Source organism: Arthrobacter citreus (assembly GCF_038405225.1).
Taxonomy (GTDB): Bacteria; Actinomycetota; Actinomycetes; order Actinomycetales; family Micrococcaceae; genus Arthrobacter_B; species Arthrobacter_B citreus_A.
On sequence record NZ_CP151657.1, the window covers coordinates 79,405 to 94,305 of the forward strand.

General features: G+C 66.6%; 16 protein-coding genes and 1 riboswitch. Of the genes, 11 read left to right on the plus strand and 5 right to left on the minus strand.

Annotated features, from left to right (window positions below; translation table 11 throughout):
- Window positions 1-5 precede the first annotated feature (5 nt).
- The 4 genes from AAE021_RS00350 to AAE021_RS00365 all read left to right on the plus strand — a co-directional run bounded on the left by AAE021_RS00350 (window position 6) and on the right by AAE021_RS00365 (window position 3,752).
- Window positions 6-1,238, plus strand: coding sequence for an MFS transporter (locus AAE021_RS00350; protein ID WP_342023724.1), 1,233 nt, complete (start codon window positions 6-8; stop codon window positions 1,236-1,238).
- 165 nt (window positions 1,239-1,403) lie between these two features.
- Window positions 1,404-2,150, plus strand: a complete 747-nt coding sequence (locus AAE021_RS00355; protein WP_342023725.1) for a histidine phosphatase family protein — start codon at window positions 1,404-1,406, stop codon at window positions 2,148-2,150.
- Window positions 2,134-3,009 (plus strand): NAD(P)H-hydrate dehydratase, encoded by an 876-nt coding sequence (locus AAE021_RS00360; RefSeq protein WP_342023726.1) that lies wholly within the window; start codon window positions 2,134-2,136, stop codon window positions 3,007-3,009. The genes AAE021_RS00355 and AAE021_RS00360 overlap by 17 nt, the downstream gene beginning before the upstream one ends.
- Before the next feature lie 11 nt (window positions 3,010-3,020).
- Window positions 3,021-3,752, plus strand: a complete 732-nt coding sequence (locus AAE021_RS00365) for a lysostaphin resistance A-like protein (RefSeq protein ID WP_342023727.1) — start codon at window positions 3,021-3,023, stop codon at window positions 3,750-3,752.
- A 33-nt stretch (window positions 3,753-3,785) separates the two neighbouring features.
- Here AAE021_RS00365 and AAE021_RS00370 read toward each other — a convergent pair whose 3' ends face one another.
- On the minus strand, window positions 3,786-4,223 hold the full coding sequence (locus AAE021_RS00370) for a VOC family protein (protein ID WP_342023729.1): 438 nt from the start codon (window positions 4,221-4,223) through the stop codon (window positions 3,786-3,788).
- A gap of 226 nt (window positions 4,224-4,449) precedes the next feature.
- On the opposite strand from AAE021_RS00370, the gene AAE021_RS00375 reads away from it, so the two are divergent.
- The 3 genes from AAE021_RS00375 to AAE021_RS00385 are packed head-to-tail and all read left to right on the plus strand — an operon-like array spanning window position 4,450 to window position 7,268.
- Entirely contained in the window at window positions 4,450-5,664 is a 1,215-nt protein-coding gene (locus AAE021_RS00375) for an acetyl-CoA C-acyltransferase (protein WP_342023730.1), read from the plus strand.
- Window positions 5,665-6,423, plus strand: a complete 759-nt coding sequence (locus AAE021_RS00380; protein WP_342023731.1) for an enoyl-CoA hydratase/isomerase family protein — start codon at window positions 5,665-5,667, stop codon at window positions 6,421-6,423.
- The gene (locus AAE021_RS00385) at window positions 6,420-7,268 is read left to right on the plus strand and encodes a 3-hydroxyacyl-CoA dehydrogenase family protein (protein ID WP_342023732.1); all 849 of its coding nucleotides are present in this window, start codon (window positions 6,420-6,422) and stop codon (window positions 7,266-7,268) included. Before AAE021_RS00380 ends, AAE021_RS00385 begins: the two co-directional genes overlap by 4 nt.
- 1 nt (window position 7,269) lies before the next feature.
- Here the strand turns inward: AAE021_RS00385 and AAE021_RS00390 are convergent, their stop codons facing one another.
- Complete coding sequence (locus tag AAE021_RS00390; protein ID WP_342023733.1) at window positions 7,270-8,082, minus strand: MerR family transcriptional regulator; 813 nt, start codon at window positions 8,080-8,082, stop codon at window positions 7,270-7,272.
- Window positions 8,083-8,185: 103 nt separating this feature from the next.
- Between AAE021_RS00390 and AAE021_RS00395 the strand changes: the two genes are divergently transcribed.
- Window positions 8,186-8,923 carry a tyrosine-protein phosphatase gene (locus AAE021_RS00395; RefSeq protein ID WP_342023734.1) on the plus strand — a complete coding sequence of 246 codons (738 nt, stop codon included), beginning with the start codon at window positions 8,186-8,188 and terminating at the stop codon, window positions 8,921-8,923.
- Here the strand turns inward: AAE021_RS00395 and AAE021_RS00400 are convergent.
- Window positions 8,877-9,263, minus strand: coding sequence for a hypothetical protein (locus AAE021_RS00400; protein ID WP_342023735.1), 387 nt, complete (start codon window positions 9,261-9,263; stop codon window positions 8,877-8,879). The two genes, AAE021_RS00395 and AAE021_RS00400, sit on opposite strands and share 47 nt — an antisense overlap.
- A gap of 15 nt (window positions 9,264-9,278) precedes the next feature.
- Window positions 9,279-9,415: riboswitch (SAM riboswitch) on the minus strand.
- Between the two features lie 138 nt (window positions 9,416-9,553).
- Between AAE021_RS00400 and AAE021_RS00405 the strand changes: the two genes are divergently transcribed.
- Window positions 9,554-10,600, plus strand: coding sequence for an NAD(P)-dependent alcohol dehydrogenase (locus tag AAE021_RS00405; protein WP_342023737.1), 1,047 nt, complete (start codon window positions 9,554-9,556; stop codon window positions 10,598-10,600).
- A gap of 84 nt (window positions 10,601-10,684) precedes the next feature.
- Here the strand turns inward: AAE021_RS00405 and AAE021_RS00410 are convergent, their stop codons facing one another.
- Window positions 10,685-11,704 (minus strand): LLM class flavin-dependent oxidoreductase, encoded by a 1,020-nt coding sequence (locus AAE021_RS00410; RefSeq protein ID WP_342025268.1) that lies wholly within the window; start codon window positions 11,702-11,704, stop codon window positions 10,685-10,687.
- A 97-nt stretch (window positions 11,705-11,801) separates the two neighbouring features.
- Here AAE021_RS00410 and AAE021_RS00415 point away from each other — a divergent pair, with 97 nt between their 5' ends.
- Both AAE021_RS00415 and AAE021_RS00420 read left to right on the plus strand, forming a co-directional pair.
- Window positions 11,802-12,353: an RBBP9/YdeN family alpha/beta hydrolase gene (locus AAE021_RS00415; protein ID WP_342023738.1), complete on the plus strand. Its 552-nt coding sequence runs from the start codon at window positions 11,802-11,804 to the stop codon at window positions 12,351-12,353.
- Between the two features lie 10 nt (window positions 12,354-12,363).
- Entirely contained in the window at window positions 12,364-13,443 is a 1,080-nt protein-coding gene (locus tag AAE021_RS00420; RefSeq protein ID WP_342023739.1) for an ATP-dependent DNA ligase, read from the plus strand.
- Window positions 13,444-13,526: 83 nt separating this feature from the next.
- On the opposite strand, the gene AAE021_RS00425 is transcribed toward AAE021_RS00420, so the two are convergent.
- Complete coding sequence (locus AAE021_RS00425; RefSeq protein WP_342023740.1) at window positions 13,527-14,627, minus strand: SGNH/GDSL hydrolase family protein; 1,101 nt, start codon at window positions 14,625-14,627, stop codon at window positions 13,527-13,529.
- Window positions 14,628-14,901: the final 274 nt, after the last annotated feature.

Genomic DNA, 14,901 nt, shown 5'->3' on the forward strand with positions numbered 1-14,901 from the left:
ACGCCATGCCAGCATCAGCGCAAACCCCGGCATCCGCAGTGAACCTGAAATCCGGTCAGCTCCGAAACCTCATCGTTGCCACCATCGCCTCCACCGTGGGGTTTTGGGCCTGGACCATCATCGGTCCGCTGTCCAGCCGGTACGCGGCGGGTATGGAGCTGGGGCCCGGACAAACATCCATCCTGGTGGCCATGCCCATCCTGGTGGGCTCGGTGGCCCGCATCCCGGTCGGCGCGTTGACGGACCGGTACGGCGGGCGGATCATGTTCACCGTCATCCTCGGCGTCACCGCACCGCTGGTGCTCCTGACGGGCATCGTGGGGCAGCTGGAAAACTTCCCGTTCCTGGTGGTCATCGCGTTTTTCCTGGGCATTGCCGGCACGGTGTTCGCCATCGGCATTCCGTTCTGCTCAGCCTGGTATGACCGCACCCGCAAGGGTTTCGCCACCGGAGTCTTCGGCGCCGGCATGGTCGGCACCGCAGTGTCGGCGTTCTTCACGCCGCGTCTGGTCAACGCGGCCGGCTATATGGGCGCGCACATCATCATCGCCGTCGTCGTGGCCGTGATGGCACTGCTGAGCTGGCTCATCCTGCGTGAGTCTCCCGCATGGAACGCACCCACACAGCCGGTGCTTCCGAAGATCACGCATGCCTTCACGCTGCGGGTCACCTGGCAGCTGTGTTTCCTCTACGGAGTGGTCTTCGGAGCCTTTGTGGCCTTCTCCAACTACCTGCCCACCTATCTGGGCAACGTTTATGACTACGACGCCACCGCCGCCGGCACCCGCACAGCCGGGTTTGCCGTCGCCGCCGTCATCGCCCGTCCCATCGGCGGAACCATCGCCGACAAGATCGGACCCAAACTGGTCACCCTGACCTCCCTGGCCGGCACTGTGGTGCTCGCCATCATCGTTGCCCTCCGTCCGGAGGAGGAACGGGTGTACGGAACCGCGTTCATCCTGATGGCGCTCTTCCTGGGGCTGGGCACCGGCGGCGTGTTCGCCTGGGTGGGCCGCGCGGCCCCGGCGCAGGACGTGGGAACCATCGGCGGGATCATTGCCGCCGCGGGCGGGCTCGGCGGCTACTTTCCGCCGCTGGTCATGGGCGCCACGTATGATCCGGCGAACCGCAGTTACTTCGTGGGCCTCATGCTGCTCGCCGCCTTCGCCGCTGTCGCCTTCCTGCTTACCTTTACGGTCCGCAACGGCGGCAAAGTGGATGAGCGGACCCGCACCTGACCCGCCGGTCCAGCGCCAGCTGCAGGCAAACCCCGGCTACAGCGGGTCGTGCACCCATGCGGCAAGCCAGTACGGGGAACCGTTCGGGAGGCCAACCGTGAACTCCACCTCCTTGACGGCAGCAGTATCCCTGCGCAGGAATACAGCTGCGGGTAGAGTCGGACAATGGGTGCAATCGAACTGATCCTCATCCGGCACGGTGAAAGCGCGGGGAATGTTGCCGCCACGGCAGCACAGCGCTCCGGAGCCGAAGTTATCGACATTGGGCTGCGGGACCCGGACGTGCCGCTCAGCGAGGCCGGCGTGGAACAGGCCCGTGCCCTGGGCCGCTGGCTGGCCGGCCTTCCCCCGGAACAGCACCCGGAATCCGTGTGGTGTTCGCCGTATTTGAGGGCCCGCCAAACCGCCGAACTCACCACCATGCAGGACCCCGGCACGCCGCAGGACCTGCGGATGGACGAGCGGCTGCGGGACCGTGAACTGGGCATCCTGGACCTGCTGACGTCCGCGGGCGTCAACGCCCGGTTCCCGGAGGAGGCGCAGCGCCGCAACTGGCTGGGGAAGTTCGCCTACCGCCCGCCGGGCGGGGAGTCCTGGGCCGATGTGGCACTGCGGCTGCGGTCGGTGCTGCGCGACATCGATGACGACGAGGACGGCAAACGGGTGGCCGTGGTTTGCCACGATGCGGTGATCATGCTGATCCGCTACATCTGTGAACGGCTCAGCGAGCAGGAACTGCTGGACATCGCTGCCAGCACAAGCGTCCGCAACGCCTCCATCACGCGGCTGGTGCGGCCGTCCGGGCAGGGACGCTGGACCCTGGACAGCTTCAATAATGTGGACCATTTGGAATCCGGCGGCGCCCCCGTCACCGAGCATGCAGGAGATGAAAACCATGTCCACCCCCGCTGAAGTTGTCACGCCGGCGCTGCTCAAAAACTGGCAGGTCAACCGCGAGGCACAGGATAAGTCGGACCGCGGCACTGTCCTGGTGGTCGGCGGAGCGCTGCGTTCCCCGGGAGCGGCCCTGCTCGCCGGACGCGCTGCGCTGCGGGTGGGCGCGGGACGGCTGACCCTGGCCGTCACCGAGTCGGCGGCAGTGGCAGTGTCGGTTGCGGTGCCGGAATCCGGTTCAGTGCCCCTGCCCGAGGACGACGGCGTGATCTCCGGCGGGCGGGCAGCGAAAGCGCTCGCTCCGGATCTGGAGACCGCTGACGTTTTGCTGCTTGGACCCGGCCTGGATGACGCCGGGCAAACCGAGGAGCTGCTCCGGGGGATCAGCCCGCTGCTGAATGATGACGCCGCCGTCGTCCTGGATGCCTATGCGCTGGGGGTGCTGCACGGATTGCCGGAGGTTTACCAGCGCTGGGCCGGACGCCTGGTCCTGACGCCAAACCAGAAGGAAGCCGCCCGGTTGCTCGAAACGGACCCGGACGGTGACACCGATACTGAGCAGACCGCCGTGGACATCGCCGCGAAATATCAGGCCGTCGTGGCGCTGCACGGGGTGATAGCCGCTCCGGACGGGCGCCGCTGGGTCATTCCCGCCGGCAACTCCGGGCTGGGCACCTCCGGCTCCGGCGACGTGCTGGCCGGTGCCATCAGCGGTTTCCTGGCCCGCAAGGCTTCCCCGGAACAGGCTGCCTGCTGGGGCACCTATCTTCATTCCACCGCCGGAGACCGGCTTTCCGCAGCTCAGGGGCCGCTGAGTTTCCTGGCCGGAGAGCTGCTGGAAGCCATGCCCCGCGTCATGGCGGAGCTGACCGTCTAAGAGTGGCAGCCATGACCCGGCCGGCCATTGCGCCGCTGCCCTACACCTTCACCCGCCGGGACGCGTTTGCCGCCGGGTTCTATGTTGTCTTTGTCCTGATCTTCAGCTACGCACCGGGACTGGGAATCCCCGGCCTGACCCGGCTGATTCCCGACCCGCTGCTGGCGGGCTACGTGGTGAACCTGGCGTTCTACCTCTCCGCCGGCGCGCTGGCGGCGTGGGCCTCCTGGCGGTATGCCGTCCGTGAAGTCCGCATTCTGGCCACCCGCCCCTGGCTGACCCTGGCCATCATCCCCGGCGGCGTCTTTGCGATGCTGCTGCTCACCGTCGTCGTTGCAGCTGTTACCGGACCACCGGAAACCGCAGTAAATCAGGAAGCGGTTGAGGGGCTGGTTGTCTCCCTGCCCCCGCTGCTGATCATTCCGCTGCTGGTGGTGATTGCACCGTTTGTCGAGGAGTACATTTTCCGCCACCTGCTCATCGGCAAGCTGAGCAAATACCTCAACATCTGGATTTGCTGCCTGATCTCCCTGCTGCTTTTCGCCGGCATCCACCTTGCAGGCAAGGAGGCTCTGGCGCTGCCCGTGCTGCTTCCGTATCTCGTCATGGGTGCTGTGCTGGTGGGCGTCTACGTGTGGGCGGGAAACAACTTCATGCTGTCCTACGGGGTCCACGCCGCGAAGAACCTCCTCGCGGTGATCCTGACCTATGCCATACCGGCGGAATTGCTCCAGCAGGGATAGGCATTGCAGCAGGGCTACGGTCTTGCGTCAACGCTAGGCGATGCAGAACTCGTTGCCCTCGGGATCGGCCATGGTGTACCAGGAGGACGGCCCCTGCTCGGCGCTGTACAGGAAGGTGGCACCCCGCGCCTCGAGCTCCGCGCGCATAACGTCCTTATCAGCCCCGTTCAGGTGGATGTCCAAGTGGATCCGATCCTTGGCCGTTTTGGGTTCGGGCACGGGCTGGAACAGGATGCGCAGGCGTTCCGGGGAGCCCACTTCGCTCTGCCGGCAAATCGCAGCACCGTCGCGCCACCGGCGCTCCCCGTTGTGGTTGATCAGCAAGTCCGGACCAATCGTCCCGTCCGCGAGCAGTGAGTCAATCAGCGCCTGGTCCAGGGGTTCAGGAACCCAGCCCAGGGTTTCGGCCCACCAGTCGGCCTGGGAATGGGCATCGGTGCAGTCAACACAAATCTGAATATTGAAGGTCATGATCAGGAGCCTAGCTCCCGCACTTCAGCCGGCTCCCAGCACTGCGGACAGATGCCGTCCGCAACGGTGTCTCCGCCGGATCCTGACGACGTCGGTCGGCGAAAATATTGACCGCGCGGCACCACCGTGCCATTGTTTGAGGACGCAGTTTTAGAACGAACGGTCAGTAAATAGCGCCGTGCCGGACAGCAAAGCCCGCCGCGCAGCATCAACAGTGGGAGCAGACATGGCTGAAGCGTTTCTTGTGGGCGGAGTGCGGACTCCGGTCGGCCGGTATGGCGGCGCACTGTCCAGCGTCCGCCCCGACGACCTCGCAGCCCTGACGCTGCGGGAACTGGTCGCCCGCGAAGGGCTGGACCCCGCCGTCGTCGACGAAGTGATCCTTGGCAACGCCAACGGTGCCGGCGAGGAGAACCGCAACGTGGCGCGCATGGCGGCTCTGCTGGCCGGCTTTCCCACTGAGATTCCGGGCATCACGGTCAACCGGCTGTGCGCTTCGGGCCTGTCCGCAATCATCATGGCCTCGCACATGATCAAGTCCGGTGCGGCCGACATTGTCATTGCCGGCGGCACCGAATCCATGAGCCGTGCCCCCTGGGTCACCGAAAAACCCACCACGGCGTTCGCCAAGCCCGGGGACACCTTCGACACCTCCATCGGCTGGCGCTTCGCCAATAAACACTTCACCTCCGGCGAGCTGTCCCGTGACGGCAAAATGACGTACTCCATGCCGGAAACGGCAGAAGAGCTGGCTGCCGTGGACGGCATTTCCCGGGAGGATGCGGATGCGTTTGCCGTGCGCTCCCACCACAACGCCATCGCCGCCACCGCAGCCGGGCGGTTCAAGGACGAGATTGTTCCGGTCACGGTTCCGGGACGCAAAGGCGACACCACCGTGGTGGACACCGACGAAGGCCCGCGTGAGGGCACCACCCCCGAAGTCCTGGCCAAGCTGCGTCCGGTGGTCCGCTCCGGCGGCATCGTCACCGCGGGGAATTCCAGTTCCCTGAACGACGGCGCCTCCGCCGTCATCGTGGCTTCGGAGCGTGCCATCCGCGACTACGGGCTGACCGCCCGTGCCCGGATTGTAGACGGCGCGTCGGCCGGAGTTCCGCCGGAAATCATGGGCATCGGCCCGGTGCCGGCCACGCAGAAGGTCCTTGCCCGCAGCGGCGTGCGGCTTGCCGACGTCGGCGCCTTTGAACTGAATGAAGCCTTCGCCACCCAGTCCCTGGCCTGCATCCGCCGCCTGGGCGTGAACGAGGACATCGTGAACAGCGACGGCGGAGCCATTGCCCTGGGCCATCCGCTCGGTTCCTCCGGATCACGGATTGCCATCACGCTGCTGAACCGGATGGAGCGTGAGGGTGCTTCCCGCGGTATCGCCACAATGTGTGTCGGTGTCGGCCAGGGAACCGCCATGCTGATCGAGGCCGTCTAGGTGGGCGCCGATTACAGTTCGTTCACCACCCTGCAGGTCACCGAGGGCAAGGACCGCGTCACAGCCCTCCTGAACCGGCCCGAGGTCCGCAACGCCATCGACGCCGCCATGGCCGAGGAACTGCACCAGCTGTGCGCCGGACTGGAGGAGAACCCCCGGATCCTGATTCTGACCGGCAGCGACGGGGTGTTCGCCTCCGGCGCTGACATCGCCCAGCTGCGCGAACGCCGCCGTGACGACGCCCTGCGCGGAATCAATTCCAGCGTTTTCGCCCGCATAGCCAAGCTGCCCATGCCCGTAATCGCTGCCCTGGACGGCTACGCCCTGGGCGGGGGAGCGGAACTGGCCTTCGCCGCGGACTTTCGGATCGGCACCCCGCGGCTGAAAATCGGCAACCCGGAAACATCGCTGGGCATCATGGCCGCCGCCGGCGCCACGTGGCGGCTGAAGGAACTGGTGGGCGAGCCGCTGGCCAAGGAAATCCTGCTGGCCGGCCGGATCCTCACCGGCGACGAGGCACTGGCCGTGCGCCTGGTCACGGAACTTGCAGACCCGGAGCACCTGCTCGACGCCGCCCATGCCCTGGCCGACCGCATCGCCCGCCAGGATCCACTGGCGGTACGGATCACGAAAGCCGTGTTTGCGGCACCGGCGGAGGCCCATCCCATGATCGACACCCTGGCCCAGGGAATCCTCTTCGAATCCGCCGCCAAGTTCGACCGCATGTCAGCCTTCCTCGAGCGGAAAAACAAGCCATGACAGTTCCCTCCAGGGTGGGAGTGCTCGGCGGCGGACGCATGGGGGCGGGCATCGCCCATGCCTTCTGCACGGCCGGTTCGCGGGTGACGGTGGTGGAGCGCGACGACGACGCCGCTGCCGCCGCCTTTGAGCGCGTCGCCGGCAACCTGGCCAAAAGCGTGGACCGGGGAACGGTTGCCGAATCCCTGGCGGACCTTACGGCCCGCCTGTCCGTCTCCACGGACTACGCTGACTTTGCCGGCTGTGACCTCGTGGTGGAGGCCGTGCCCGAGGATTTCAGCCTCAAGGCCGAGGCGCTGACAGCCGTGGAGTACCAGGTGGCCCCCGGCGCCTGGCTGGCCTCGAACACCTCCTCGCTGTCCATCGCCGAACTCGCCGGTAAACTGCGGCGCCCGGAACGGTTCTGCGGACTGCACTTCTTCAATCCGGTCCCGGCTTCCGAACTGATCGAGGTGGTGCTCGGGCCGCAGACCTCCGTGGAACTGGCCGACGCCGCCTCCACCTGGGTTCGGGAGCTGGGCAAGACGCCCGTCGTCGTGCAGGACGCTCCGGGCTTCGCCAGTTCCCGGCTGGGGGTGACCATCGCGCTGGAGGCCATGCGGATGGTGGAGGACGGCGTCGCGTCTGCCGAGGACATCGACGCCGCCATGGTGCTGGGCTACAGGCACCCCACCGGACCGCTGCGGACCACCGACATTGTGGGCCTGGACGTGCGCCTGGGCATCGCGGAGTATCTCGCCTCCACCCTCGGCCCCCGGTTCGAGCCGCCGCAGATCCTGCGGGACAAGGTGGCCCGCGGCGAACTCGGCCGCAAATCCGGCAAGGGTTTTTTCGACTGGCAGTGAGCTAGCTGAGCTGGGCGCGCGTGACCGGCTGCTGCAGCTCGGTCACCCAATCCGACTGGTCCTCGGACACCGCCCGCACGTACAGCTCCCGGCAGGGACCAGACGGGGTGAACCCGCGGGCGAAAATCTCAGCGTGCACGGCCTGCCAGCTCTCGGCTATGCGTTCCATGGACCCCAGATGCACACCGCACAGGGCTGTCTCGACGGCCGGCAGCTGGACCGCTTCCACGCCGTCCGGCACTTCTCCGGTATAGGCATATCCGGCGAGGATCCGCAGGCCGTCTTCGCCCGCGTCGTACTGTGCCACCGGAGTGTCCAGCGGCGCACCGGTGGGCCCCAGTGCGGCGGCAACGGCGTCAAAGAGTGGGCCGACGACGCCGGGGACCTCGGGCTGCTCGGACACCACCGCGGTGCGGGCGGCGAGCCGGAGGGCGGGCAGGGACTTCTGGATGACTTCGATCTGTGACATGGCATGTTCCTTTTCAATGAGGTGGAGCCTGCGTTCCACGTCGATGAGCCTGGCGGCAGCTGTCCGCTGTTCCTCCTCCACCTCGGCGCGGCGAATCCGCAGCAGAAGGGCGAGGCGCTCCGCGTTGACACCGGACTCGAGCATGGACGCAGTGTCTTCCAGTCCGAAGCCAAGCTGACGAAGTGCAACAATCCGGTGCAGCCTCTCCAACTGCGACGGATCGTAGGAGCGGTAGCCGCTGAACTCGTCCACGTGGGCGGGAACGAGCAGGCCGGCGGCGTCCCAGTGCCGCAGCATGCGGTGGGTCACCTGGCCGATCTGCGCGAATGCTCCGATGGATAACATGCTTCAGTTCTCCCGTCTGCCACAGTGTCAGGGTCAAGACTGTTCGGAATCAAGCTTGTCAGGCTCAAGTATCGCTGGGCCGGGTTCGGCCTAGGCTGGAAGCATGGATATCTGTGTGGACCGCACCGTGACGTGGGAGGGCGCCGCCAACGCCCGTGACCTCGGGGGCATTGCCCTTGCCGACGGCGCGGCTCTGGCCCCGGGCCGGATCTTCCGGATGGGGCGCTCGGAATGGCTGACTGAGAACGGCTGGCGGCAGGCGCATGACGCCGGCGTCCGCACCGTCGTCGACCTCCGGAACGAACCCGAGATCGGCCGCCGGGACACCGATCCGCGGGTTTCCCCCGAAGCCGTTGCCGGCATCACGTTCCTGAACCGGCCCACGCAGGAGGCGAAGGACCCGGAGTTCACCGCGCTGACCGGTCCCTACATGGACTCTCCACGCTTCTACCGGGAAAACCTGCGGCGCTGGCCGGAGAAGATCTCCGCCGTGATGCGCTCCATCGCTGAGGCCGGCGACGGCGCCGTGGTGATCCACTGCTCCGCCGGCCGGGACCGCACCGGCCTGATCGCGCTGCTGCTGCTGCAGCTGGCCGGTGCGGAACCCGAGGCCATCGCCGACGACTATGAGCAGGCCGTCCGGGGCATCAACGCCTTCCACACCACCCAGGTGCACCCGCGTGAAAAGCCGCTGACGGATGACCAGCTTCGCGAACGGGTGGCCGAAGGCCGGAAGGAACTGCTCCGCGCGCTGGACGGGTTCGACGCGGAGCAGTACCTGCTCTCAGCGGGACTTAGCCCACGGGTGCTGGAGCTGCTTCGACGCCGGATGCTGCCCTAACCCGCTGGCAGGGACGCACTCCCTCCGGCGCTGCCAAGGAGAAAAAAGAGCGCCGGGCAGGGCTGTTGAAGCCGCCCGGAACCAGGAGCGTGGAATAGCGGGCGCACCACTGCGCCGCTCCGCCGGAACCTGCCAGCGCCAGTGCCAGGGCGGCCAGGTCATGGAACCACATCAGCTGCTGCCGGCCGTCGACAACCAGCTGGAGCAGGTCAAGATCGATATCGGCGTAGGCCTGGACATCCACCCAGTCGTCAAACCCCGCCGGACCGCCGGAGCGGCTGGCAGGGGTGTTGTGGCCGGGGATGAAGCTGACGCATGAAGTGTCACTGGAAATGCTCACAGTGTGTTCCTTTACGGTTTGTCCTTGCCCGTGCCGGGTGGCTGCAGGCCGCTTCGTCATCCGAACCACCCGCCGAACAGTGGGGTTGGTGTGAGGCCAGTCGGAGCTTTTAGAGCCGGATCTGATCCGGCCGTTGGCCACCTCTCGTGAAGCTGAGACAACCTTAGCGCACGACGGCGACACTGGGAACCGCCGTCGTCATGCGCTTGGTGCGTGACCCCGCGCACTTCATGCATACGCATAGACTTGGGGTTGGGGGACATTCCGCACGACGAAAGAGGATTGGAATAATGCGCGCAGTTGTTTTTGAAAAGTGGCAGACCTTCCCCGAGATCAAGGACGTGCCCCGGCCTGTGCCGGGTCCCGGAGAAGTACTGCTGAAGGTGGCCGGCGCCGGGGCCTGCCACTCCGATGTTGCTCTCTACAAGGACTTCGCCGAAGGCGCGCCCGGGTCCATTCCGCCGGCGTTCATTCTCGGGCACGAGAACTCCGGCTGGGTGGAGGAACTGGGCGAGGGCGTCACCGGTGTCGAGGTCGGTGCCGCCTACCTGGTCTATGGTCCCGTGGGCTGCGGCCGCTGCAAGGCCTGCTCCCGCGGCCAGGACACCTACTGCGAGAACGCAGCCGAGATGCCGTACCTGGGCATGGGCCTGGGCCGCGACGGAGGCATGGCGGAATACATGGTGGTTCCGGTCCGCAATCTGGTGCCCCTGGGCGACGCAGATCCCGTGGCCGCCGCCCCGCTCTCCGATGCTGCGCTGACTCCGTACCACGCGATCAAGACCGCGCTGCCGCATCTCAACGGCGGCGGTAAGTTCGCTCTCGTGATCGGTTTGGGCGGGCTGGGCCAGATGGCGGTACAGATTCTGAAGGCACTGACCGGTGCCACCGTGATCGCCACCGACATGAAGGAAGAAGCCATGGCCAAAGCCGCAGCCAGCGGTGCCATCGTTGTTCCCGGGGGTGAGGGCCAGATCGAGCGCATCCGGGAAATCACCGGAGGACGCGGAGTGGACGCAGCCTTCGACTTTGTGGGCATTGCGCCCACGGTCGCCACTGCCGCTGGTTCGATGGCCGTGCAGTCCAAACTGACCGTCGTCGGCATTGCGGGCGGCGGCTACGAGTGGAACTTCTTCAAGACCCCGTATGAGTCCACCCTGACCAACACCTACTGGGGCACCATCGAGGACCTGCATGAGGTGGTCGACATGTACCGGGCCGGTCAGATCAAGCCCGATGTGGAGCTGTTCACCATGGACCAGGCACTGGACGCCTACCGGAAGCTGGAATCCGGTCAGCTTGCCGGCCGGGCCGTCGTGGTTCCGCACGGCAAGTAACAACCCGGCAGGGCCGACGGCGGTGCCTCCTTCCGGAGAGGGGGCACCGCCGTCGTCGTCCCGGCCCGCAGCCAGCTCGTCCAATTAGCGCCAGCCGGCTGCCGGAGCAACGTGCTTCATGATGTTCTCCAGCAGCTGCGTGTTGTAGTCCACGCCCAGCTGATTGGGAACGGTGATCAGCACGGTGTCGGCGTCCCGGACCGCGGCGTCGCCGGCGAGCTGTTCGGCGATGACGTCCGGTTCTCCGATGTAGCTCTTGCCGAAACGGGCCAGCCCGCCGTCCAGCGTGCCCACCTGGTCCCGGGTATCGGCCAGGGCGCGGAGCCCGAAGTACCGCCGGTCCTCGTCCGTCACCAGCGGAATGACGCTGCGGCTCACGGAAACCCGCGGCGTGCCCTCGTGTCCTGACTCGGCCCAGGCCGAGCGGTACAGGGCTATCTGCTCTGCCTGCAGCTGGTCAAAGGGAACGCCGGTGTCCTCAGTCAGCAAGGTTGAGCTCATCAGGTTCATGCCCTGCTGCCCCGTCCATTTGGCCGTGGCCCGCGTGCCTGAACCCCACCAGATCCGGTTGCTAAGTGAAGGCGACTGGGGTTCCACCGACAGCGTTCCGGAGGTGCCCGTCATCACCGGATCCGCGGGCGCAAGGCCGGCGCCGGCGATGGCGGCACGGAATACGAGGGTGTGTTTGCGGGCCTCATCGGCGTCGGTGTTCCCGTCGGCCGGAACGTAACCGAAGGCCTCATAGCCGCGCAGGGCAGGTTCAGGGGATCCCCGGCTCAGGCCCAGCTGCAGCCGCCCGCCGCTGATCAGGTCCGCGGCAGCTGCTTCCTCGGCCATGTAGAGGGGATTTTCATACCGCATGTCGATCACCGCGGTGCCCAGTTCCAGAGTGCTGGTCCGGGCCGCCATGGCCGACAGCAGCGGGAACGGAGCCGCGAACTGGGGAGCGAAATGGTGCACCCGGAGATACGCTCCGTTGACTCCGAGGTCCTCCGCAGCCACCGCCAGGTCGATGGTCTGCAGCAGCGCGTCACGGGCAGTGCGGACAAAGGATCCCTGCACATCCCGGTAATGTCCAAAGGACAGGAAACCGATGTTCTTCATGTTCAGGCACAGCGCCGGTTCCCGAAGAGATATTCCCCAAAAAAGCATCCCGGATCCGGCACCGGCTGGATACGCGGCGAAGGAAGGCGGAAACAGCATGCACCTGACCATGGTCCCCGGCATTGGCGGTTCCAATGACGCACACTGGCAAAGCCTGTGGCAGGCCGGTGCGGCGGAAATGTCCCGGATTTCGCCGTCGTCCTGGGATGACCCGAACCTGGAAAATTGGCTGGACGCGCTCGACGACGCCGCCGGCCGCCGCGCCGGCGACACCATCCTGGTGGCCCACAGCCTGGGCTGCCTGGCCTCGGCTGAATGGCTGCTGCGCAATCCCGGCGGTGCCCGCGGCGTACTGCTGGTTGCGCCGCCGGACCCGGCCGAACCGGCATTTCCCGACACCGCCGGTTCCTTCCGGGATCCGAGGCTTCAGCCGCTCCCCGTGCCCGGACTCCTGGTGGCCAGCGAAAATGATCCGTACTGCACCCTGCCGGGAGCGCGGCTGCTGGCCGGAGCGTGGGGTGTTCCACTGGTCGACGCCGGCGCACTGGCGCACATCAACGATGAGAGCGGCGTGGGGGACTGGCAGCAGGGACGGAACTTGCTGACCGCGTTTGCCGCCGGGCTGGGCGCAACCGTGTTTCCCGGGTAAGAATGGGCGCATGAGACTTCCGGTCCTGCCGCCCGTGGCCCCCATGCTGGCCAAAGCCGTCAATTCCCTGCCTGAGGGCGAGTATTCCTACGAGCCCAAATGGGACGGTTTCCGTTCCATCATCTTCCGGGACGGGGATGAGCTGGAGATCGGCAGCCGCAACGAAAAACCGATGACCCGCTACTTTCCCGAGCTCGTTCAGTCGCTCAAGGACAACCTGCCCGAGCGCTGCGTGGTGGACGGCGAGATTATCCTGATCAGTGCTTCCGGCGAACGGTTGGACTTCGAAGTGCTGCAGCAGCGCATCCATCCCGCGGCCAGCCGGGTGAAGCTGCTCGCGGAGCAGACTCCGGCGGCCTTCGCGGCTTTTGACCTGCTGGCCCTCGGTGACGACAGCTACCTGGACCGGCCGTATGCGGAACGCCGCGCAGCGCTGGCAGAAGCTCTGGCCGGAGCGCAGGCGCCGGTATACCTCACCGCCGCCACCACCGATCCGGCAACCGCGCAGCGCTGGTTCGGCGAATTCGAGGGTGCCGGTCTGGACGGAATTGTGGCCAAGCCGCTCGGGGATATCTATCAGCCGGGCAAGCGGACCATGGCGAAGTACAAGCATGAGCGGACCGCGGACTGCGTGCTGGCCGGCTACCGGGTGCACAAGAGCGGGCCCGACGCCGTGGGCTCGCTCCTGCTGGGTATTTACAACGACGACGGCGACCTCACCAACGTGGGCGTAGCCGGCGCCTTCAGCATGGCACGGCGGCGGGAACTGTTCACCGAACTGCAGCCGCTCATCTCAGACTCCGCGGACCACCCGTGGACGGCGGACAAGCAGGACGCCGGCACACGCACTCCGCGCAATTCCGAGGGCAGCCGCTGGAGCGGAGACAAGGACCTGTCCTTTGTGCCGCTGCGTCCCGAGCGGGTGGTGGAGGTCAAGTACGACCACATGGAAGGTGAGCGGTTCCGGCACACCGCCCAGTTCCTGCGCTGGCGGCCGGACCGGACACCTGAGTCCTGCACCTATGACCAGCTGGAGGAGCCGGTGAAGTTTGACCTGGCCGAGGTGCTGACCGTTCGGGCCGGGGCGTAGCCACTCCCGTCGGGACGAAGTCAACCGTCCCGGGCCGAAGCCGTCCCGTGCCGGGGAAGCTGCGATCAGTCAGCCGCGATCAGTCAGCCACGTCCCCGGCAGCCGCCGTCCCCCTTGCCGTTCCGATTCAGGAAGTCCACGGCTTCCACGATGGCCGGCAGATATCCCTCGCAGTAGCCGGCAGCGGTGGGATGCAGGCCAAACTGCACGTCCGGGGGGAGGATCCAGGATTCCGCGGATCCAATGCCGTGGCCGGCAAACACCTCAGTGACGTCCACAAACGTGCCGTCGCCAACCTGCTGCGCCACAACTGCGTTAAGGGCGTCGGTTCCGGCGTTAAACAGGTTCTGCGCTTCAATGCTGAGGGCTCCGGGGGTGGTGCCATCAAACAGGTGCGGATATCCGGCCACCACGAGTTCGGCCCGGGGTGCGGCCTCGCGAATCGCGGCGAAGCTGGCCTGAAGCTGGGGCACGACGGCGGTCTCGGCAAAGTTTTGGGCCGCTGCAAGAGCCGGGGCGCAGGTTTCCGGAAGCACATCTCCCAAACAGGCAGCCACTACGGACCCGAACTGCACGTCGTTGCCGCTGATCGTGACGGTGACCAAATCGGTTTGACGGTTCAGGAGATCGGCAGAGACAGCGGCGGAGATTTGCTCGGGCAGGTCCACGGGGCCGGCAGGGGGAGCAGGTTCGGTGGTGAGAGCGGTGGCGCCGGCGCAGGCTTGGAAGCTGTCCAGTTCCACGCGCGGCAGTGCATCCAGCAGAGTGGGGTACCCCTCGGCGGTCCGGCCGCAGGCATCCAGGACGGGGCCGCCGCCGTAGCCTGAAGCGTAGGAGTCACCGAACGCCACGTAATCGACGGTCCGGTTCCGGCCGTGGCCGTGCCCCCGGCCGTCCCCGTGACCGCCGCCCCAGCCGCGCCCGTCGCCTCCACCACCGCGCCCGTCGCCTCCACTGCCGCGCCCCTCACCACCACGCCCCTCACCACCACGCCCGTCGGGCCATGCCTGCTGGTCCGCGGAGCTGACCGTCACCGTGGAGGCGCCGGCCGGAGCTGCGGCACCGGCGAGCAGACCAGTGAGGCCAAGCGTCAGCGCGATGACAAACCCGGCCCGCCGCAGCCGGGGTGCCGTACTGCACCCGGGATGGGATCCAAAGGTTGTTGGGGCTTCAAAGTTCCGCATGATCGCTCCTCTGCGAGTCCGGATACGCGCTCAAACCCTAGTCCCGCGGTCATGTCCAAGAGGAGTCTGGTGTCCGGAAACGGGTAGATTTCCCGTGGTTTACCTCGGAAGCCTTCTTTCAGTAGTAAGGGTGTGCGGCACTCCATCCTCCTGTAGCCTGATCCCTATTACCGACCGTCCGGTCAGTTATGCAGCGGTGCCCCTCCCGCTCACTGCGGGGCCTCATCTCCGGTTACCGCCGGGACTGCCTGCCGCACTGCCCGGACGAAGCCGC